This is a genomic window from Sporosarcina sp. Marseille-Q4943 (assembly GCF_943736995.1).
Lineage (GTDB): Bacteria > Bacillota > Bacilli > Bacillales_A > Planococcaceae > Sporosarcina.
Map to the genome: position 1 here is coordinate 708,187 of NZ_CALSFT010000002.1, position 20,252 is coordinate 728,438.

General features: G+C 46.2%; 19 protein-coding genes. 16 read left to right on the top strand and 3 right to left on the bottom strand.

What is annotated here, in order from left to right; all coding sequences use genetic code 11:
• Position 1 precedes the first annotated feature (1 nt).
• The 4 genes from lpdA (at position 2) to NIT04_RS03500 (ending at position 4,415) form a co-directional block, all read left to right on the top strand.
• Complete coding sequence (gene lpdA / locus NIT04_RS03485) at positions 2-1,441, top strand: dihydrolipoyl dehydrogenase (RefSeq protein ID WP_252502215.1); 1,440 nt, start codon at positions 2-4, stop codon at positions 1,439-1,441.
• 148 nt (positions 1,442-1,589) lie between these two features.
• On the top strand, positions 1,590-2,573 hold the full coding sequence (locus NIT04_RS03490; RefSeq protein ID WP_252502216.1) for an ABC transporter substrate-binding protein: 984 nt from the start codon (positions 1,590-1,592) through the stop codon (positions 2,571-2,573).
• A gap of 17 nt (positions 2,574-2,590) precedes the next feature.
• Positions 2,591-3,643, top strand: coding sequence for an ABC transporter permease (locus tag NIT04_RS03495; RefSeq protein ID WP_252502217.1), 1,053 nt, complete (start codon positions 2,591-2,593; stop codon positions 3,641-3,643).
• Complete coding sequence (locus tag NIT04_RS03500; RefSeq protein ID WP_252502218.1) at positions 3,618-4,415, top strand: ABC transporter ATP-binding protein; 798 nt, start codon at positions 3,618-3,620, stop codon at positions 4,413-4,415. Before NIT04_RS03495 ends, NIT04_RS03500 begins: the two co-directional genes overlap by 26 nt.
• Positions 4,416-4,496: 81 nt before the next feature.
• Here NIT04_RS03500 and NIT04_RS03505 read toward each other — a convergent pair whose 3' ends face one another.
• Positions 4,497-4,919, bottom strand: a complete 423-nt coding sequence (locus NIT04_RS03505) for a general stress protein (protein ID WP_252502219.1) — start codon at positions 4,917-4,919, stop codon at positions 4,497-4,499.
• A gap of 153 nt (positions 4,920-5,072) precedes the next feature.
• Between NIT04_RS03505 and NIT04_RS03510 the strand changes: the two genes are divergently transcribed.
• Positions 5,073-5,810, top strand: a complete 738-nt coding sequence (locus NIT04_RS03510; protein WP_252502220.1) for a hypothetical protein — start codon at positions 5,073-5,075, stop codon at positions 5,808-5,810.
• A 64-nt stretch (positions 5,811-5,874) separates the two neighbouring features.
• On the opposite strand, the gene NIT04_RS03515 is transcribed toward NIT04_RS03510, so the two are convergent.
• Positions 5,875-6,927, bottom strand: coding sequence for a YsnF/AvaK domain-containing protein (locus tag NIT04_RS03515; RefSeq protein ID WP_252502221.1), 1,053 nt, complete (start codon positions 6,925-6,927; stop codon positions 5,875-5,877).
• A gap of 144 nt (positions 6,928-7,071) precedes the next feature.
• On the opposite strand from NIT04_RS03515, the gene NIT04_RS03520 reads away from it, so the two are divergent.
• Positions 7,072-8,091 carry a C40 family peptidase gene (locus NIT04_RS03520; protein WP_252502222.1) on the top strand — a complete coding sequence of 340 codons (1,020 nt, stop codon included), beginning with the start codon at positions 7,072-7,074 and terminating at the stop codon, positions 8,089-8,091.
• Positions 8,092-8,245: 154 nt separating this feature from the next.
• Positions 8,246-9,166 carry a patatin-like phospholipase family protein gene (locus NIT04_RS03525; protein WP_252502223.1) on the top strand — a complete coding sequence of 307 codons (921 nt, stop codon included), beginning with the start codon at positions 8,246-8,248 and terminating at the stop codon, positions 9,164-9,166.
• Between the two features lie 41 nt (positions 9,167-9,207).
• Here NIT04_RS03525 and NIT04_RS03530 read toward each other — a convergent pair whose 3' ends face one another.
• Positions 9,208-9,894 carry a C40 family peptidase gene (locus NIT04_RS03530; protein ID WP_252502224.1) on the bottom strand — a complete coding sequence of 229 codons (687 nt, stop codon included), beginning with the start codon at positions 9,892-9,894 and terminating at the stop codon, positions 9,208-9,210.
• Positions 9,895-10,286: 392 nt separating this feature from the next.
• On the opposite strand from NIT04_RS03530, the gene NIT04_RS03535 reads away from it, so the two are divergent.
• From NIT04_RS03535 to NIT04_RS03575, 9 genes are all read left to right on the top strand, one after another.
• Positions 10,287-11,615, top strand: a complete 1,329-nt coding sequence (locus NIT04_RS03535; protein WP_252502225.1) for an ABC transporter substrate-binding protein — start codon at positions 10,287-10,289, stop codon at positions 11,613-11,615.
• 75 nt (positions 11,616-11,690) lie between these two features.
• Positions 11,691-12,656, top strand: coding sequence for a carbohydrate ABC transporter permease (locus tag NIT04_RS03540; RefSeq protein ID WP_252502226.1), 966 nt, complete (start codon positions 11,691-11,693; stop codon positions 12,654-12,656).
• Between the two features lie 12 nt (positions 12,657-12,668).
• Positions 12,669-13,490 carry a carbohydrate ABC transporter permease gene (locus NIT04_RS03545; RefSeq protein WP_252502227.1) on the top strand — a complete coding sequence of 274 codons (822 nt, stop codon included), beginning with the start codon at positions 12,669-12,671 and terminating at the stop codon, positions 13,488-13,490.
• Positions 13,487-14,284, top strand: coding sequence for an HAD family hydrolase (locus NIT04_RS03550; protein WP_252502228.1), 798 nt, complete (start codon positions 13,487-13,489; stop codon positions 14,282-14,284). The genes NIT04_RS03545 and NIT04_RS03550 overlap by 4 nt, the downstream gene beginning before the upstream one ends.
• Complete coding sequence (locus NIT04_RS03555; protein WP_252502229.1) at positions 14,272-15,402, top strand: ABC transporter ATP-binding protein; 1,131 nt, start codon at positions 14,272-14,274, stop codon at positions 15,400-15,402. Before NIT04_RS03550 ends, NIT04_RS03555 begins: the two co-directional genes overlap by 13 nt.
• Positions 15,403-15,664: 262 nt before the next feature.
• Positions 15,665-17,239, top strand: a complete 1,575-nt coding sequence (locus NIT04_RS03560; protein WP_252502230.1) for a SpoIID/LytB domain-containing protein — start codon at positions 15,665-15,667, stop codon at positions 17,237-17,239.
• Between the two features lie 13 nt (positions 17,240-17,252).
• The gene (locus NIT04_RS03565) at positions 17,253-18,236 is read left to right on the top strand and encodes a BadF/BadG/BcrA/BcrD ATPase family protein (protein ID WP_252502231.1); all 984 of its coding nucleotides are present in this window, start codon (positions 17,253-17,255) and stop codon (positions 18,234-18,236) included.
• Positions 18,233-19,189 carry a GNAT family N-acetyltransferase gene (locus tag NIT04_RS03570; protein WP_252502232.1) on the top strand — a complete coding sequence of 319 codons (957 nt, stop codon included), beginning with the start codon at positions 18,233-18,235 and terminating at the stop codon, positions 19,187-19,189. Before NIT04_RS03565 ends, NIT04_RS03570 begins: the two co-directional genes overlap by 4 nt.
• Positions 19,190-20,242 carry a serine hydrolase gene (locus NIT04_RS03575; RefSeq protein WP_252502233.1) on the top strand — a complete coding sequence of 351 codons (1,053 nt, stop codon included), beginning with the start codon at positions 19,190-19,192 and terminating at the stop codon, positions 20,240-20,242.
• Positions 20,243-20,252 lie beyond the last annotated feature (10 nt).

Genomic DNA, 20,252 nt, shown 5'->3' on the forward strand with positions numbered 1-20,252 from the left:
CATGGTTGTGGGGGAAATCAGTCAACAGAGGAACCTTGTTATTATTGGCGGAGGTCCGGGCGGCTACACTGCGGCAATACGAGCGGCCCAATTAGGGCTTTCAGTCACGTTAATTGAACAGGATAGAATGGGCGGCGTCTGTTTAAACAAAGGGTGTATCCCTTCTAAAGTTTTTACACATGCGGCAGGGAAACGCTCGGAAACAGCTCATTTGAGAGAGATTGGAATTGGCGAAGGCGATGACACGTTCAATTTAATAAAGCTGCAAACCTACAAAATAAAGGTGATAGACGGGCTCAGAGCAGGAGTTGAAAGCCTCTGCCGGGAAAATAAAATTGAAATCATCCGTGGGAAAGCTACATTCATCTCTCTAGATCGAATCGGTGTGGAAAATGGGCATCAGTTCGACATTTTTGAATTCAAACAAGCCATTATCGCGACTGGAAGTTCGCAGAAACTACCATCCATCTTGAAGGAGACAGGAAAACGGATTCTACTGTCCGATGACATATTCGAACTCGAAGAAGTGCCGGAACATCTTATCGTACTGGGTAACGACACAATCGCACTTGAAGTGGCTTCGAGCTATGCAGCCTTTGGGGCAAAGGTCAGTATTCTTCTATTGAAAAATACTGACCTTCCATTTGATGAATCAATTAATAAAGAGCTAATGCGGATATGCAAGAAACGGAAAATACACGTCGTGAAAGATGTTGATGTGGTTACTATAAATGAGCTGGATAATGAAATTACAGTTACATTTCATAAAAATAATGACGTGCACGAAACGATACAAGGGACACATTTATTCATTTCCGAAGGAAGTAAACCGAATGTGGAACCGTTAGGCATCAGCCGCTTCGGAATTGAACTGACAGCTGAAGGTTTCGTCAAGGTGGATGGCAATATGCAAACGTCAATTCCGTCCATTTATGCGATTGGTGATGTGACGGAAGGGCCGCTTCTAGCAGTCAAGGCAATCAAACAAGGTAAAGTAGCTGCGGAGACAATCGCAGGAGGAAAACCGGAAGCCGATTTTACTTTCTTGCCAATCGTCGCTCACACAATACCGCCTGTTGCTTCTGTTGGGCTGACGGAACAATATGCGCGTAATTTTGAAATTGACATTCGCGTCAGTCAGTTTGCACTTGGAGGAAATGGCTATGCGGCAATCACCGGCAAAAAAGATGGCTTTGTCAAAGTGATTTCTGATTCAACAACAGATCTAGTAGTGGGAATTCATATGATTGGGGAAGGAGCCATTGAAATGTCCGGTTCCTATGTCCAGTTGCTGGAGATGGCTGCGAAAGAAGAAGATATAACATTTCCGACGTATGCACATCCAAGCTACAATGAAGGGCTGCTCGAAGCGGTGGAAGGGTTAATCGGACAGGCGATTCATGAGGCCCCGATAAGAATGAGAATGGAAAGAAAAATTTAACTGTTTCAAATGGTGGGATATTCATGTATGATATTCTGTAATATATTGCTATATAAGCGTAAATACTCTGTCTAGTCAATGACGCTACGAGGAAATTTTAACTTGTCTAGCAGTATAGCGATGTAAAAGATAAAAAGGGGGATTAAGAATGATGAAAAGTTGGAAAAAAGCGATGATTGCGGTTTTCGGTGCTACACTGCTTCTTTCAGCATGCGGAACATCTGGAGAAAGTGGTAAGAGCTCGGATGAAAAAAAGACATATAAAATCGGCGTCACGCAAATTGTAGAACACCCATCTTTGAACGCAGCGTATGATGGCTTCAAGAAAGCTCTTGAAGATGCGGGAATTGAAGCTGAATATGATGTGCAAATTGCTCAGGGGGATAACAGTCAAAATACGACAATTGCAAACAACCTCGTTGGTTCTGGAGTAGATTTAATCTTTGCAAACTCGACACCGAGTGCACAAGCTGTAGCAAGCGCAACGAAAGATATTCCAATTGTTTTTACTTCTGTTACGGATGCTGTCAGTGCTGAACTCGTTGAATCAATGGATAGCCCGGGAGGAAATGTAACAGGTACAATTGATAATCATCCTGAGGCAATTCCGAATACAATGAAATTCCTTAAAGAGGAATTGGGCGCGAAAAAGGTTGGCATGGTATTCAACTCTGGTGAGGCAAACTCCCGTGCTCAAGTAGATGCAGTGAAAGTAATGCTGAAAGATATGGATATGACTGTTGTGGAAGCATCTGTTGCTACGTCTGCAGATGTAAAGCAAGCAACAGAATCATTGATTGGAAAAGTGGATTCTTTGTACATCATTACGGATAACACAGTTGTGTCTGCATTGGAATCAGTCGTTTCAGTTGCCAATGAACAAAAACTGCCAATGATGGTCGGAGAATTCGACTCGGTAAAACGGGGCGGTTTAGCGGCATATGGATTCGAATATTATGATATCGGCTATGAAGCTGGTCAAATGGCTGTGAAGATTTTAAAGGGTGAAAGCAAACCTGCTGATTTACCTGTCCAAGTTCCACAAAACTTGAAACTGATCATGAACGAAGATACGGCAAAAGCATTGGGGCTATCCATTAAAGATGAGTGGAAAGCTGAATTTAGTGAATAAATAGGAGATGATTCTTTATGTTTTCAGCAATTTTTGGCTCTGTTGAACAAGGGATCATCTTTGCAATCATGGCGCTCGGAGTGTATCTATCATTCCGAGTGCTTGATTTCCCGGATCTAACAGTGGATGGAAGTTTTGTATCGGGGGCTGCTGTTGCTGCGACAATGATACTATTTGGCTATCATCCGGCCATCGCTACGGCTGTTGCACTTATCATTGGCTTCTTGGCTGGTTGTGTAACTGGCTTATTGCATACAAAAGGAAAGATCAATCCGCTACTTTCCGGGATATTAATGATGATTGCCTTGTATTCCATTAATTTGCGCATTATGGGTCTTACATCTGAAAACTCAATTGGCCGCCCTAATATACCTCTATTAAATGCCGAGACGTTATTTAGTAAATTTCAAGCGTTTCTAGCTCCGCTTGGCATTGATAATGTGATGAATCAATTTTTTAGTATGCTAGGTGTCCGCTATTTACCTTCCACTTGGGCAACTGTTTTCATCATGGCAATTATTGTTTTACTCATTAAACTTATTGTGGATTGGTTCTTGAAAACAGAAGTGGGACTCGCGATCCGGGCAACTGGAGATAATAAAAAAATGATTAGAAGCTTATCAGCGAATACGGATACGCTCGTCATCATCGGGCTTGGTTTCTCGAATGCGCTTGTCGCCTTTTCAGGAGCGTTATTCGCGCAATACGCGAAGTATGCCGATATCGGTATGGGAATAGGAATGATTATCATCGGTTTAGCCTCGGTCATTATCGGTGAAGCGATCTTTGGAACCAAAACAATTGTGCGAACTACTATGGCTGTGATTGCAGGTGCAATCATTTATCGAATTGTTCTAGCGCTTGCGCTAAGGGTTGATTTTCTCGATACAGGGGATATGAAGTTAATTACAGCGGTTATTGTCATCAGTGCGTTGGTTTTACCGCAGTATTTTGAAAAGAGACGTGAAAAAGCAAGAAAAGCGAGGCGTCATGAGGAACGTTTGGCCGAACGCAATTATTCTCTCAAAAAGGAGGGGAATCCAATTGTTGAAGCTCCAACAGATAAATAAAGTATTTAATGAAGCAACACCTGATGAAAAGATTGCATTAGATGAAATCAACCTCGAGTTATCATCCGGTGATTTCGTGACCGTCATAGGAAGCAATGGAGCTGGAAAATCGACGATGTTAAATATGATTTCCGGAGCCCTGACCCCTGACTTTGGGATAATTGAAATTGCGGGTAAAAATGTTACAAAGTTACCGGAGTACGTACGTTCACGAATGATCGGAAGAGTATTCCAGGACCCGATGGCCGGGACTGCCCCCTCAATGACAATCGAAGAAAACCTCGCAATGGCCTATTCTCGGGATAAAAAACGAGTGTTGCGGAGAGGTGTGGATAAAAAACGTCGGGAATTCTTCCGCGAATCGCTTGAAACCTTGCATTTAAACTTAGAAAATCGGTTGAATGCTAAAGTGGGCATGTTATCCGGTGGAGAGCGTCAGGCGCTATCTTTGCTAATGGCGACATTTACGCAACCGTCTATTTTACTGCTAGATGAGCATACTGCTGCTCTTGACCCATCTCGTGCAGAATTGATTACAAATTTAACAAAAGAACTTGTTGAAAAAGATCAATTAACAACACTTATGATTACGCATAATATGCAACAGGCACTGGACCTGGGAAACAGACTGATCATGATGGACAAAGGACAGATCATATTAGAAGTGGGAGCCGAAGAAAAGAAGGGGCTAACCATTGATAAACTGATGGCTGAATTCCAACGCATTCGCGGTGAAAAGTTAACGAGCGACAAAGCGTTACTATCCGTTTGAGTATATATATTTGGAAAGAACTAAGGAGCGTCACAGAAAGTCAGTTCTCGCAGACTTTCTGGACAGCCCCGTTTTTTTGCGTTAACTGTCAGCACTCGCCTCGATTTCATCCAAAGGTATCGGCTTGTACCCATCATATTGCCTTTCTACTGCAATCGGTTCGGCATAAGGATCTTTAGTAAGCTTTCCGTTCATGTAAAGCAACAGAGCGCCTTCTTGGACGGCATCGAAATACCGTTTCGCTTCGTCATCAGTGAAACCTGATTCCTTCAGCAAGCGGCGGACATTCTGTTCACCTGCAAGAAACCCCATGAAATGGTTGAACAAGTTGTACGGAGAATCCTCTCCTTCTGTCAATGCGTGGCTCCGCAATTCATCGACCGCCAAATCATCCTTCATGCCAATATACAAATCTTGTTCCTCCACACCTTCGTGCTTCAGCTCGAGTATTTTAGACATTAATCGTTCCTGATTTGGGAAGCTTCCGATAAATGTTTTTTTCATCATGGTTCCTCCTCTATCATCATTGTCTTTGGAAAATACCCTTGTTGCGGTAAAAGGAAACAAAAACGAAGGTCGCCTTCATTGCAAAACATGAACAATAGGCGGTCCGGACGACATAGTATAGGAGAAAGACTCGGTAGAGGAGTTTGTGATTTGGATAGTTCGAAGATTCATCATAGTAATAAGCCGAGCGGTTTTCCCGCGAATCAAGATCGATTCGTCTGGAATCCGTATGTGGCATTCATACAGGAGCAAAACGGGATCAATGAGCAGCTCGTGGCATCAGTAGCCAAGCTTGAAATGCTATGCGGCAAGATTTTGGATGTCGTTTCCAACCAGCAACATGTCCACCGGAATCGCTATATTCATTTACGGGACCGGATTTGGGAAGTGCATGAAAAGTTAAGGTCCGCATCCGACAGGCAAGATGCCATACGGGAAGAGCTTGGGAAACAGGGGGAAGCCGTTTTTCGGCTGCGCAAAAGCTTTCAAAACCATCGGATGTCGATGCGTGAATTCACAATCAATCAATACGATGATCTGCATGATGTGCTGGACATGCTCGACCGAATTAGTGCAGATCACGCGAAAATCGGGGAAATGCAGGAGAAGGTCATCGATAAGTTAGAAGCGCACGATTTACAGCGGAAACGGGAAGCGGAGGAAGTGGAGAAGTCGATCGGCAAAATCCTAAAAGCAAAGAAAAGCATCGGCACACTGCTTGCCACATTGCCCCCTAAATATGCGATGCAGCGGATCGTCGTTGATGGGATAACGATTGACGTCGACCATTTGCTAAATGTGGATGACAAGAAGGGCGTCGCCTATTTTGCATCTCCAGCCGGCATCGTCACAACATCAATCGATAAGTTGGACGCCATTCTCTGGTGAGAAGTACACAAAAAGCCCGCAAAGCGGAATACTGCTTTGCGGGCTCAATGATTCTCCTGCTTTATTAAAATCGTTCGTCATCCCATTTTCTGCGCATCGTCGGCTCGTCAACGAATTCATCTTGCACGTCGACTTCACCCGATTGCTCGAAATGGGCCTCTTCCCGTTTAACTGTTTCATTTACCGTTTCAATATCTTCCACTTGTCGTTTGCCGACGACGATTTCCTCGGAAACATACGGTTTCTTCGTCACTTCCAGACGCTCCTCAGTAATCGGCACCCGAATCGTTTCATCGTCCTGCATCATTTTAAATTCATCGACATCCGATTCGTATTCATTTACAGGACGGCGCTCGACATATACTTCTTCCCGCATGACAGGGACGTCGAAGGATTGTACTTCTTCCACAACGTCTTTATGGAGCGAGACTTCGCCTCTTTCGACCTCTTCCTTATCCACGCTGAGTCGTTCTTCACGCAGACGCATTTTTTCCTCCTGCATCTTCCGGTCGAGTTCGTGGGTTTCGTTATAGCGGTTCTGAACCCCGTAATAGTTGTTCGGAGGTGTTTCATAGTCCGAGTGGCTGCGCAACGCTTCACCGCCGACCCTTCCGAATGTCTCATCCGATCCGTCATGCAGATGGGAGTCTTGGAATGCACCTGAAGAATATTGGGATCGGTGCAATTCATTCTCCTCAAACTCAGAGACGCGGTTTGCGCCTAAGTTCGGATCGACGCCATCACCAACAATGCCGAAGCTTCCATCGCTTTTCGTGCGAAGTCGGTTCAATTCACCTTCATCGACATAGAGCAGCTTTCCGCCATTTTGAATTTCATTATAGTAATTGTCCATATCGCCATCAGGGACGCCGGCTTCGTGTAGCATGCTGCGGACATGGTTTTCACCGGTCAGGAAATTCATGAAACGGTCAAACCAAGATTCCGGGGTCGTCTGTACATCCCCGTATTTCATACCTTGGAACATCGTCACGTCCGAATCATCTTGCGCAATGACATAAATATTTTCTCCATCGATTCCTTGAGTTTTCAAGTCATCTATTTTCGTCATCAATTCCGAGTCGTTGTGATACATACCGATAAATTTTTTATCATTCATGTAAGATCTCTCCTTCTCTTTGATTGATGGTACTGTCTTATAGATACCCAATCTTACAGGATGAAAACTTCTGAGTATGAAAGATAAGCTATGCAAATAATTAGGAATATACTAATATTGATAGAATAGGGGGGGAGAAAGTTCATGCATAAGAAAGCAACTGTTTTCATAATGATATTTTGTTTATTCATCACTTTTCATACTGCGTCAGCAACTTCGGAATCCAAAGGTTCGACCGGAAAAGCTGATGAGTTGCACTTCGCAATCAGTGTGCCGGTTACAAACGTATGGCGCGTGCCGAATAAAACGCGCAAGATTGATGCAGTTTCAATTGCAGCAAACCCAGATATGACAAAATGGACGAAAGGCTTGACAGTGGCGGATAAAAATTGGCTGATCGGCCGAACCGATACGCAAGCACTGTACGGGGATCATGTGGAAGTGTTGAAATCGAGCGGGGACTGGCACTATATTGCAATCGCCGACCAGTTCAACAAAGGCCAAGCGAAAGGCTATGAGGGATGGGTGCCGAAATCGCATGTGCAAGCCTATTCCCCAGTAGACTCCGATTTGGAAATCGCAGTCGTCACGGCGAAAATCGCTTCCTTATACAACGAGCCGAAACTCCATGACAAATATAAATTCATCGATATTAGCTATACGACGATCCTCCACGTTGTGAAGGAGGAAAGGGATTGGCTGCAAGTGCAGACGAAAATGGATGGCTTGAAATATGTCCGCAAGAAGGACGTGAAAGTGTACGCCGATTTCGCATCCATTCCAAAGCCAACTCAAAAAGAACTCGTCGACAGCGCCAAACAATATATAGGCCTGCCGTATTTGTGGGCAGGTGTGTCCGCGTATGGATTTGACTGTTCGGGGCTGATGTATTCGGTCTATAAAAACCATGGCATCCTCATTCCACGCGACTCTTCCGTCCAAGCGACCCACGGGACAGCGGTGAAGCGGAAGGATTTGCAGCCAGGCGACCTGATGTTTTTCGCGCACAATAAAGGAAAGGGGAAAGTGTATCACGTCTCGATGTATATCGGGGACGGCAAAATGGTCCACGCCCCGAACTCATCGCGGAAAGTCGATATCGTGAGCATCAACTCTGGCGTGTATAAAACAAATTACGCTGGTGCGCGTAGATATTTAAAATGAATTGATTGAGAACGGCCCTTCCTTTAGCAGAAGGGCCGTTCTGCGTCCAAAGCAAGAGGTTCTGCGCTCAAAGCGAGGCACATCCGATTCACTCTCCAAGTTCTATATCTCTCCCCCAGATATTATAGTGTAACAACGCCATGGGAGGGATGCTGTGTTAATTGATGGGGTATTTGCAGGTGGCGGATTGAAGGGGTTTGCTTTGGTCGGTGCGTACCAGGCGTTGGAGGAGAAAGGGTATCGTTTCAAACGGGTGGCGGGAACGAGTGCCGGAGCGATTCTCGCATGCTTCATCGCGGCAGGGTATTCAGGCAAGGAAATTGAACAGATGATGCAAGAAGAGGATCTGCAATTATTGCTCGACCCGCGTCAGACAATCCTACCATTTCCATTCATGAAGTGGCTGCTGCTCTATTGGCGCATGGGTCTTTATCAAGGAAAAGCATTGGAAGATTGGTTTTTTGAAAAGTTGTCGGCCAAAGGGGTCTATAACTTTGCAGACCTGCCGCCCGGATCGCTCAAACTCGTCGCGTCCGATCTGACGAATGGAAAGATGATCGTGCTGCCCGATGACCTCGTCCATTATGGCATTGAGCCGGGAACTTTTTCGATAGCGCGTGCGCTACGAATGAGCTGCAATATCCCGTTCTTCTTTGAGCCCGTCCGTTTCAGGGCGCCGAGCGGGGAGACGATCGTCGTCGATGGAGGGGTTTTGAGCAATTTCCCGATGTGGATTTTCGATGATCCGAAAGGCAGAAGAGAACGGCCTTTGATCGGCATGAAACTGAGCCATCGGAAAGATCAGATGGGCGGAAGGGAAATCAGCAATGCGCTCAACTTGTTCGAAGCGTTGTTTTCAACGATGAAAAACGCACATGATGAGCGGTATATTTCCCGGAAGCACGAAAAGGATATCATTTTCATTCCGGTCGAGCAATATAGCGCAACGCAATTTAATTTAGAGGATGAACAGAAGGATGCGCTAATGGACATCGGACGGTTGCGAACAAATGAATTTCTGCGCACTTGGCCACATTCTATAGAAGGAACCCGGAAGTTCAGGATGATTGTCTAAAACGAAAACCGCCTGCACATATGTGTGCAAGCGGTTTTTCCTTATAATCTTTTGAAGCTGTGGAATTTCGATTTCCAATAGCTGTTGTTCAAGCTGACGACTTGCGATTGCTTCCCGCCTGCATGGACGAACTTGTTGTTGCCGATGTAAATGCCGACGTGGGAGATCCCTTTACGGTACGTATTTTGGAAGAATACCAAATCACCCGGTTTTGGCGTGCTCACTTTTTTAGATTGTGCATATTGCCCTAACGTATCACGGGCAACCGATTTGCCAGATTTCTTATAAACATACTGAACGAAACCGCTGCAATCGAACCCTTTCGTCGTTGTTCCACCGAATCGGTAAGGAATGCCTGTCAGTGCAGTTGCACGTGAAACGACATTGTCTGCCAAGGCGACATTGTTATTGCTTTTCGCGACTGATTTCTTTGTCAGTAGAGTGCTGAGTGCCCAGCCTGTCTTGCCGTTCACTTTCACTTGATACCATACTTCTTTGCCGACTTTCTTTTCATTGACGTAAGTGACCTTTGTCCCTTTTTTCGCTAACGATAGAATTTTATAGTTTGTTCCTGCTCCGGAACGGAGATTAACATTATATGCTGTTGAATATGTACCTTTATGCGCTGATACGGTTTGTGTTGAAGGAGCACTTGCCTCCGCATCTGCTGCTGTAATTCCAAATGCCAATGAACCTGCTACGAATAACGATAAAGCAACTTTCTTCACACTTTTCCCCTATCTACCACTGATCTATATGGTTTAAAATTTTTGTATGTCTCGCTGATCACTCTTACAAGTGTAGAGACTGAATGTTACAGTACAGGGGCAACTATGTTACAAAATCATTACAATGAGATGACAGTCTTTTAATAAAGGTATTTAGTAGAAATAGGGGTTAATATTACCTCGAGTTCATTGCGAATCCAAGGTTTGCGGAATGAAGAAAGACGGCTGAATGGGCGATAAATCCATTTAGTCGTTTTTTTGTGTTTCAGAATGAAATCGTAACGTCGAACGAATAATTCAAAATAAGTTGTCGTATTGCATATACATAGCTAATAAGATGTTAGTGATTGAGTTCTGTCATAAAAATATTGTTTGGAGAAGGGGATAGTTGAATGAAAAAGAAACTGATGCTTCTTGCAGCCTTTCTTGTAACGAGCATTTTTCTTCTGGCGGCCTGTTCGGAAAAAGGGGAGAAGGTGAAGGAAGAAACAAAAACAGAAGGGGAAACGACAACGACTACGGAAAGTAAAACGGAAGAAAAAGCGGAAGTGAAGGACCCTGTCGAATTAACGATGTACAGCTGGCGTCCGGAAGACCGCGAGGCATATGAAAAATTCATTAAAGTGTTCGAAGATCAAAATCCAGGCATTACAGTGACCTTCAAGCCATATAAGTCGACGGAATATGGAACGATTTTGACGAATGCACTGACAGCAGGGCAAGGCCCAGATATTATCCAACTTCGTCCATATGAAGGAGCCGTCTCCATTATCGATGCCGATTATGTCGTGCCTTTGGACGATGTGAAAGGTGTGAATGAAATTTCCGATGAGTACTTGACTGCTGCAAGAGGAACGGACGGCAACGTGTATGGCGTTCCATTGTCGCTGAATGCAGGCATCATTTTCTACAATAAAGACGTATTTGAAGAACATGGCTTCGACTTACCATCGACGTGGGATGAGTTGCTTGCTGTCGGAGAGGAAATGAAGGCGAAAGGCATCGTCCCGATTGCTCAGGCTGGGAAAGCGGCGTATTTGCTGTCGCTTACGCATAGCGTCATAGGCGCCACATCTTATGACCAATCATATATCGATGATTTATTGAGCGGGAAAGCGGATTTGACCGATGAGCGCTTCGTAGAGTCGGTGAAGCGGATGGAGCAACTGGAAGGACTTTTCCCGAAAGACTTCATCGCCTTGGATGATAAAGACACGCAGGCGATGTTCTATACAGGTCAAGCGGCTATGTACATTAACGGAAGCTATCGTTTGGAGACGTTTGAAAATACGGCCCCAGATTTGAACATCGGAATCCTTCCTTCATTTGCAAATGAAAAGGGCGGGGAGACGCCGCTTGTCACGTGGGTGGATGGCTCTTACGCAGTCGTCAAAGCATCCAAACATCAAGAGGAAGCGAAGAAGTTCATGGAATTCATGGCTTCAAATGAATTCGGCCAAATGTTCAGTGATGAATTGGCGCGAATCAGCGCAATTCCGGGAGTGGAACCGAAGCATGAGTTGGTGAAGGAAATGACCGAACTCGGAGAAAAGAATCCTACACCTTATTTGATGCTCGTCTATTTGGGCGGCGGTTCACCGACGACGAAAACGACGTTTGAAAACGCATTGCAAGGCATGTATGTCAAGGAGTTGACCGTTGACGGCGTGATCGACGAATCGCAGAAATCATTGGATAAGTGGTTTGAACCAGGGAAATAATTGTACGGAAAATCAGCTGGTATACGGAACCCCACCGGCTGATTTTTCATTCCAAAAAAAGAGGGGGGAAAGACGATGGCATCAAAGGGACAGGAAGTTGCAGAAGCAAAAGCTTCACCCAAACCCTCAAAGAATAAACGCAATGTGAAGAAGCACTTTTTGCATCTCTTTTTACTGCCCGCACTGATCTTCTATGTCGGCTTTCAAGTGTATCCGATCCTTGCCGCCTTCGTGAACAGCTTCTATTCCTTTAAAGGGATGGTGAAGCAGGATTTTATCGGCTTGGAGAATTTCATAAGACTGTTTACGGAAGAGCCGTATAACAACATTTTCAAGAATGCATTTTGGCATAACATTATTTATTTCATTGGAACCGTATTGACGAAGCTCGTGTTGGCGTTCGCTTTGGCTTTATTGATTAATAGCAGAATTAAAGGAAGAGAATTTTTCAAAGCCGTCTTTTTCATGCCGAAATTATTGTCCGTCATCGTCGTCGGCTTCCTTTTCAGCTTGATTCTGAACCCTACCAATGGAGCGTTGAACAGCTTTTTGAAAATGGTAGGGCTGGCTGAATGGGCCCATCCTTGGTTAGGAGATCCGAAAACTGCGTTGTACACAATCATCCTCGTGAATAGCTGGTATGGCATCGGATTTGCCATCCTCATCTTCCTTGCTGGGCTTCAAGCGATTCCGGAGGAGATTTACGAAGCGGCAAAAATTGACGGTGCTTCGGGTTTGAAGATGCTATTTCGGATTACCATTCCGATGGCAATGCCGTCTATTATGATCATGACGATTCTTACGTTCATCGGTTCTTTTGAAACGTTTGAGCTCGTATTTGCGATGCAAGGCTCATCGGGCGGACCATATTACTCCACAGACGTATTGGCGTTGTTCTTCTACCGGTTGGCGTTTGGATCCGTTGACGGCGGGGATGCAATCGGGCTCGGTTCTGCGCTCGCGGTCATTCTTTTCCTAATCATCTGTACCGCCACCGCCATTTCACTTTTCTTCTTCAAGAGGAAGGAAATCGAACAATAAAGGGGGGTAAGCATGTCAAAGAGGCTTAAACAAATGATGAAGTATCCGATTTTGATAGTGTTCTCACTCATTGCGCTTTACCCGATCTATTTAATGTTCCTCTCATCCGTCAAACCGAATCTCGAAATATTGACGGCACCTCTGTCTTTTCCAAAGGAGTTTACATTAGAGAACTTCGCTGTCGTCTGGGAAAAAGTGAACTTCAGCAGCTATGTGTGGAACAGTGTGTATGTCAGTGCATTGTCAATTTTCTTCATCTTGTTCTTTTCATCATTGGCCGCATTTTACTTGTCCCGATATGATTTCAAGTGGAATGCATTCATCTTGTTTTTCTTCATGCTTGGGCTCATGATTCCCATGAAACTGGCGATCCTGCCGCTTTATATGATGATGTTGAAGCTAGGGCTGTTAAATTCGTTGAACTCGCTCGTAATTGTATACATAGCGGGAAATGTCCCATTCGCGGTATTCGTTTTTTATGGGTTTTTCCGTTCATTGCCAAAGGATTTGGATCAATCGGCACGGTTGGACGGGTGCAATGAATTCCAGATTTATTACAAGATCATTTTGCCGCTTATGAGGCCGTCTTTGGCCATCGTCGGGATCGTCAACTTGATCGGAGTATGGAACGATTTTTTCTATCCGTTGATTTTCATTCATGATGATGCGAAAAATACGATACCGCTCGGAATGCTCTCCCTCTTCGGCGAATACGACACACAATGGAATCTATTGTTTGCCGGGTTGACGATATCGTCGCTGCCGATGATCGTTGCATTCTTGCTCGCTTCCAAGCAGTTCATCGAAGGATTGACGACAGGAGCTGTGAAATGAAGAAAAAATGGATTACGTTCGACCTGGATGGGACGCTCATGCAAAATCCGTTCGTCGGTCATGTGTTCCCGGAAATTGAAAGACGGATTTTGCTTGAGAATAAATTATTGGAAAACATTATCGGAGAAATCGTGAAGGAGCATGAAACCCGGTTGCAGGATGGCAGAACGGCAGAAGCTTATGACTGGGATGACATCGTCATGAATTATATAGAAGCGAACTACCTGAAATCATCTATTAACGTGGAAGAGATTTTGAGAGGATTTTGTGAGGAGCCGAATGTTTATTTGCTCGAGGAATCGATTTGCGAGGTGCTCTTTGAACTTAGACAAAAGGGTTTTTCATTGGCGGTCGTCACGAACGGATTTACGAAATATCAATTGCCCGTCATGGACGTATTGAAGCTGACGGAGCATTTCGATTTAGTCGTCACCCCACAGGAAGCGGGCTATGCGAAGCCGGATGAAAGGGTGTTCGGCTCCGTCTCGGAACTCGGTGAAATGATTGCACATGTAGGGGATCGAATCGATCATGACATCATTCCCGCAAATGCGATTGGCGTCCGTTCCATTTGGATATGTCGTCAATTGCCCGATTTCATGAAAGATCTAGCGCCGGCTGAAAAAAGCAGGATGCCAAAAATGGAGGAACTTGTATTACGGAAGTTGGAGAAGGAGACGAAAATGCGTTTTGAAAAGCTTCCAAAAGAGGCGGTTCCTCAAGAAGTGATATATAGTCTTGCAGAATTGCCGTCTGTTCTAAGTAAAGGAGAGGGTGCGAAATGGCAGAGTTGATCTTAGAACATATTTATAAGGAATTCGATAAAAATGTAATCGCCGTATCCGATTTTCACTTGCATATTAAAGACGAGGAGTTCATCGTCTTTGTCGGCCCTTCAGGCTGCGGGAAGTCGACGACGCTCCGAATGATTGCAGGACTTGAGGAAATTACGTCAGGCAACATTTATATTAATGGGGAAAGAGTCAATGATGTCGCTCCGAAAGATCGCGACATCGCCATGGTGTTTCAGAACTATGCATTGTACCCCCATATGACAGTGTACGGCAATATGGCGTTCGGTTTAAAGAACCGAAAGTTCCCGAAAGCGGAAATCCATGAGCGGGTCATGAATGCGGCAAAGATTTTAGGGCTGGAAGACTTGCTGGATAGGAAACCGAAAGCGCTATCCGGTGGTCAACGGCAGCGTGTCGCGTTAGGAAGGGCGATTGTCCGCGACGCACAAGTATTTCTCATGGATGAACCGTTATCCAATTTGGATGCCAAACTGCGCGTACAGATGCGTGCAGAAATCGCCATGCTTCATCAACGACTAAAAACGACGACAATTTATGTGACGCATGACCAGACGGAAGCGATGACGATGGCGACAAGACTCGTCGTCATGAAAGATGGGTTCATCCAACAAATCGGTTCTCCGAAGGAAGTGTATGAGCATCCGGAAAACATGTTTGTCGGCGGATTCATCGGATCACCTGCTATGAACTTTTTCACGGGAATTGTTCACGAAGGCACGTTCCGAATAGGGGATACAAAGCTTTTGATTCCTGACAACCAGATGGGGATGCTCCGTGACCTAGGGTATAGCGGAAAAGAAGCGGTGATTGGGATCCGTCCCGAGCATATCGAGGAGGCGGCCGGCAATGGAAGCGGGACGAGATCCAACGTTTCTGTTCGAGTGGATGTCTCCGAACTGACCGGCGCGGAAACGATGGTGTATTCCAGTTTGGAAGAGCAGAAATTCGTCGCCCGCCTAAGCGCGGAAACGGCTGTCCGCCATGGCGAGCTCGTCAATCTAGCTTTCGTCATGGATAAAGTCCATTTCTTCGATAAAGATACGGAGCTGCGCATCCGCCTTGCCGAGGAACCGGAGGGAGTTGCGGAAATTAGTTGAGGAATAAAAGGTGAAGTAGGTTGCTTTTTAATAGAAAGCAGCCTTTTTTGTTTGAGGGCTCATTTATTTCTCCCGGGGGCTCAATTAATCCTGTGGAGGCTCCATTCTCCCCGTTCCAAGTTCCATTCCAGTTAACAGCATCCTCTCCTGAAATTAAATATCAAAAATAGTTCAATAATTTAAAAGGGAATATCATCACTCCGTCGAATTTCTATTAATAGCAACGAAAATTGCAAAAATGATAGAGAGGGTGGGGGATTGGATGAAAGTCTTGAAATATGTGGCCGCAGGTTTGATGGCGTGCACATTGTTTTTTCACGGGGCGGGAGGGCAGTTCGCATCTGCACAAACCGGCGAGGATCCGACAATCCGAATCGGGATAGTACCGAGCGTCGGTTCATTGACCATTGGTGGGCAAGGTGCATTTGAACTGATTGACAAGTATACAAGTGAGGTTTTATTTACCGGAATGGATGAAGAAGTATTTGTGGAATTGGGCTCCGCTGCAACCGTTCAAAGCCATTACCGGCTTCAAGTTGCTTTCACGACGAGTCAAGCATATGTAGATGATTGGCTGCGACGGGCACACGCCGAAGGGTATCCGACGTACACCGAAGACTATAACGGCGGCTGGCGTTTGTATCTCGGTGAGTTTCCGGCGGATGCGTCGTTTACAGTAAGAACCGCATTCAAGGAGGAAGTCGTCGCAAAAGGATTGGCTGCGAGTGACGCGTTTTGGAAAGTGGTGACGATTGCTGAAGGCGAAACACAATTGAAAGTGACGAAAAATGGGGAGGAAAAGGAAACTGCACACCCAGTCCAACTGGTTGCTTCTTCCGGATTCGTCAAAATCAATGGGCAAACGTATCGCGGCCTCGCTGAAGTAGGCTTCAATAGCAGCGGAACGTTGGTGGGCATCAATCAATTGAGCGTCGAGCAATATTTATACGGCGTCGTTCCTCGTGAACTTCCGCCTGTTCCATATGGGGAAGTCGAAGCGCAAAAAGCGCAGGCGATTGCTGCACGTACGTACGCTTTGTCCAATTTAGGCAAGCGAAGCGCGGACGGCTATGATCTATTGCCGACGACTTCAGATCAAGTGTATGGAGGGTATAGCGCGGAACATCCGATTTCCAATGAAGCTGTCGATGAAACGAAAGGGATTGTCGCAACATATGAAGGCAAGCTCATTACAGCCGTTTATCATTCGACGAGCGGTGGATTCACGGCGAATAACGATGATGTGTGGACTTCGGATGCGACTCCTTATTTGAGGGCGAAGCATGTCGCTCAGAAAGGGAACGACTTGAAATACGTCCCGGCGTTGGATATTTACAAGAATAGCGATGAGGGCGAGTCTTTGCGTGAAGTGAAGATGGGTGATTTCGAAGCGGATTGGTCCAAATATTATCGTTGGCATTTCGAATGGACGGCAGAAGAGATCAGTGAAATCGTCGGAAGCTACTTCAATACGGAAGTCGGCCAAGTGTTGGAAATCAATGTGACGGAACGCTCCAGTTCGGGTCGTGCGGCCGAAATTGAATTCGTAACTGAAAATGGAACGTTCTACGAATACAAAGACCGTATCCGCTGGGCGCTGCAATATATTAATGCGAATGGCGCACCGGCAGTATTGTTAAGTACGTTGTTCATCATCGAACCGATCAAAGATGAAGAGACGGAAGAGACGATCGGGTACAAAGTGGACGGCGGAGGTTGGGGCCATGGCGTCGGAATGTCCCAAGTCGGCGCGGTCGGCATGGCTGAAAAAGGATATACGTATGATGTCATATTGAAGCATTTCTACACGGGAATCGATTTGGAAACTAGATATTAAGGGCGGTAGTTAGATGTATGTATTAGGAATTGATGGCGGAGGAACGAGGACGACGGGCGTTGTCGCAGATGAGCTTGGAAACGTCCACATGCATGCGGTAACTGGACGGAGCAATCCGAACACGTTGCAGCAAGCGGAATTCGAAAAGGTCATTTGCGGGTTGGCAAGGGAGTTGAAAAGGCAGGACAAAGCCATTTTCAATCAATTGTCCATCTGTTATGCAGGCATTGCAGGCGTCGGGGAAAGTGGACGGGACGCGGAAGTGGCGGCTTTGTTAGCTCAGGAGCTGCCGAAAGGGACGAAAGTGATTGTCCGGAATGACGCGTTCAATGCATTATATTCCGGCACGCTCGGCGAGCCTGGCATCGTTCAGATTGCAGGGACCGGCGCTGTCACTTTAGGCATCAATGAAAACGGGGAAGTCGCCCGTTCAGGCGGATGGGGTTATTTATTCGACGATGAAGGTAGCGGATTTTATTTAGGGAATGAAGCGTTGAAAGCGGTATTCCGTTCTTTTGATAATCGCGGCCCGGGTACGTCATTGACGGATGGGGTAACAGAATATTTCGCTGTACAAAAGGTACCGGATATTATCGGCAAAGTGTACGGTACAAAACACCCGCGTTCAGTCATCGCGCCCCTTGCACGCCTTGTCATGGAGGAAGCACGGGCGGATGATGAAGTTTCTAAAAGAATTGTGGAGAAAGCGTGCTTGGAAATGATGCACTCCATCGAGGCTTGCCATCGCCGTTTATTCGATAAGAACCATTCGACGGCAATCGTGCTGTCGGGCGGCGTCTTTACCGACGCGGAGCTGTTTGCAGTACGCTTCCGTCAGTTGGCTCGTCAATCCATTCCGAACGCCGTTTTCCAAACGACGCACGTACCGCCTTTCGGTGGGGCGGTGCTTGCGGGATTGGCGGCTCAGCAAACAGCTGTAGATCCGGAGTTTACAAACCGGTTGAATGAACAGCTTCGAGAAAGGGTGACGCCATGACAATCGTGCCTTTATCCGAAATCCCCGTGAACGATATCGTAGAGCTGTGGAATGAGGAAATCGGCGATCGTTTTCCGATGAGCATTGCTTTATGGAATCAAAATACGACAATAGAGCCGAATGTGCTTGAAGAAGGATCACTCGCGGTCGTCCGGGAAGGGCGGCTGCGCGGATTCATTGTTGCAAAACGGTATTTGGAGAAGCTCGATGCCCGGATGCCGACGACGATTGGTTGGATCCAATGCATGCTTGTAGAAACGGCAATTCGAAACGAAGGAGTCGGAACTGCGCTGCTCAAACTGGCGGAACAGGCGCTCATTGATGCCGGAGTCGAAGAGATTCGTTTGGGGCGTGATCCGTGGCATTATCTTCCCGGTGTCCCGCGTGAGGACGAGGGGACAATCAACTGGCTTGAAAAGTGCGGATATAACAAAGGTGGCATTGAAACGGATTTGATTAAGGACGTCCGGGATGGCGAGCTGTATAAGCTAACAAACTCAAATGAGCATTATCGACTGTTGACGAAAGATGACCTCCCTTCTCTCCTCGGGTTTTTGGAGCGGGTCTTTCCGGGCCGTTGGCATTATGAAGCGCTCCATTATGAATTGATTGGCGGGTCAGGGAGGGAGTTCATGGGCTTTTTCATTGAAGATGAACTGCGAGGATTCTGCCGAATGAATGACCTCCAATCGCCTGTCATCGCGCAAAACGTGTATTGGTCTGCGCTTGTCGAAGGGGAGATGGGCGGCATCGGACCGTTAGGAATTGATCGTGAAATCCGGGGGAAACATTTTGGAATCGATTTAGTGAAAACCGCGGCGAATGAACTGATTGGAAGGGGAGTGACAAACATCGTCATTGATTGGACGCAGCTCGTCGCTTTCTATGAAAAGCTTGGCTTCACGCCTTGGAAACAGTATCAGTCGATGGCGAAAACGGTAGGGGTGGAATAAATGAAAGAAGCCGTACGGAAATTTTTACACCGTGAAATTAATCAACAAGTGACGCCAGGAGCGGTCATCCGCGTTCGGCATAAAGGGAATATCATTCTCGACGAGGCGGTCGGGACGAATAGCTTGGAAGAAGACAAAGTCCCCGTAACGAGGAGCCATCTGTTTGACATGGCTTCGTTGACGAAAGTGATGGTGACGTTGCCGGCGATCTTGCAATTATGTGAGTCGGGTGAAATCCATCTCCATGATAAGGTCGCGACGTTCATTCCTTCATTCCAAAAACACGGGAAAGAGGGCTTGACAATCAAGCAGCTGCTCACCCATTCTTCAGGGTTGACTGCCCATAGGCCGTATTTTGAAAGAAGGCTTTCGGCTGACCAGGTGCTGAAGGAAATTGAAGAGGAAAGGCTAGAATATGCGCCGGATACTGATGTCGTCTATAGTGACCTCGGTTTCATTCTCCTTATGGACATTATCGAAAAGGTCACCGGGCAGAGCATTGCCGAGTACGCTAGGCAAAATCTATTTGAGCCGATGGGAATGAAGGAGACGGGCTATAAACCGGTATATGAACGGCAGCGGTATGCGCCGACCGAGTATTACGACCATCTGCAAGGCCATAAGTATGGAATCGTCCATGATGACAATACGGAATTCATGGGCGGAATAAGCGGGCATGCTGGATTGTTTTCGACGATGGAGGATTTGTCCGTTTTCACTAAGATAATTGAGAATGACGGGGTGCATGAAGGGAAGAACATCCTCGATCCGCACTGGCTTGCGCTGTCGAGGCGTAACTTTACACCATTTGCAAAAGAAAGCAGAGGTCTTGGATGGCAATTGAAAGGGAGCGGGGCGAGTCCGGCTGGAGATTTGATGTCGGAAAGCACGTATGGGCATACGGGATTCACAGGAACGAGCTTTTATATTGATCCGGACAAGGAATTGACGGTCATGCTGCTGACGAACCGGGTGTATTTCGGAAGGCATCTTGCCATGCTTCGCTTGCGCCCCCGCTTACATAATATCATCTATACATCATTGTTTTCATAGGGGGAATTGG

Bases quoted from the DNA above. Each gene is read 5' to 3' on its own strand.
- lpdA (WP_252502215.1), top strand. From the start codon at position 2: ATGGTTGTGGGGGAAATCAGTCAACAGAGGAACCTTGTTATTATTGGC.
- NIT04_RS03490 (WP_252502216.1), top strand. From the start codon at position 1,590: ATGATGAAAAGTTGGAAAAAAGCGATGATTGCGGTTTTCGGTGCTACA.
- NIT04_RS03495 (WP_252502217.1), top strand. From the start codon at position 2,591: ATGTTTTCAGCAATTTTTGGCTCTGTTGAACAAGGGATCATCTTTGCA.
- NIT04_RS03505 (WP_252502219.1), bottom strand. From the start codon at position 4,919: ATGAAAAAAACATTTATCGGAAGCTTCCCAAATCAGGAACGATTAATG.
- NIT04_RS03515 (WP_252502221.1), bottom strand. From the start codon at position 6,927: ATGAATGATAAAAAATTTATCGGTATGTATCACAACGACTCGGAATTG.
- NIT04_RS03520 (WP_252502222.1), top strand. From the start codon at position 7,072: ATGCATAAGAAAGCAACTGTTTTCATAATGATATTTTGTTTATTCATC.
- NIT04_RS03535 (WP_252502225.1), top strand. From the start codon at position 10,287: ATGAAAAAGAAACTGATGCTTCTTGCAGCCTTTCTTGTAACGAGCATT.
- NIT04_RS03540 (WP_252502226.1), top strand. From the start codon at position 11,691: ATGGCATCAAAGGGACAGGAAGTTGCAGAAGCAAAAGCTTCACCCAAA.
- NIT04_RS03545 (WP_252502227.1), top strand. From the start codon at position 12,669: ATGTCAAAGAGGCTTAAACAAATGATGAAGTATCCGATTTTGATAGTG.
- NIT04_RS03550 (WP_252502228.1), top strand. From the start codon at position 13,487: ATGAAGAAAAAATGGATTACGTTCGACCTGGATGGGACGCTCATGCAA.
- NIT04_RS03555 (WP_252502229.1), top strand. From the start codon at position 14,272: ATGGCAGAGTTGATCTTAGAACATATTTATAAGGAATTCGATAAAAAT.
- NIT04_RS03560 (WP_252502230.1), top strand. From the start codon at position 15,665: ATGAAAGTCTTGAAATATGTGGCCGCAGGTTTGATGGCGTGCACATTG.
- NIT04_RS03565 (WP_252502231.1), top strand. From the start codon at position 17,253: ATGTATGTATTAGGAATTGATGGCGGAGGAACGAGGACGACGGGCGTT.
- NIT04_RS03570 (WP_252502232.1), top strand. From the start codon at position 18,233: ATGACAATCGTGCCTTTATCCGAAATCCCCGTGAACGATATCGTAGAG.
- NIT04_RS03575 (WP_252502233.1), top strand. From the start codon at position 19,190: ATGAAAGAAGCCGTACGGAAATTTTTACACCGTGAAATTAATCAACAA.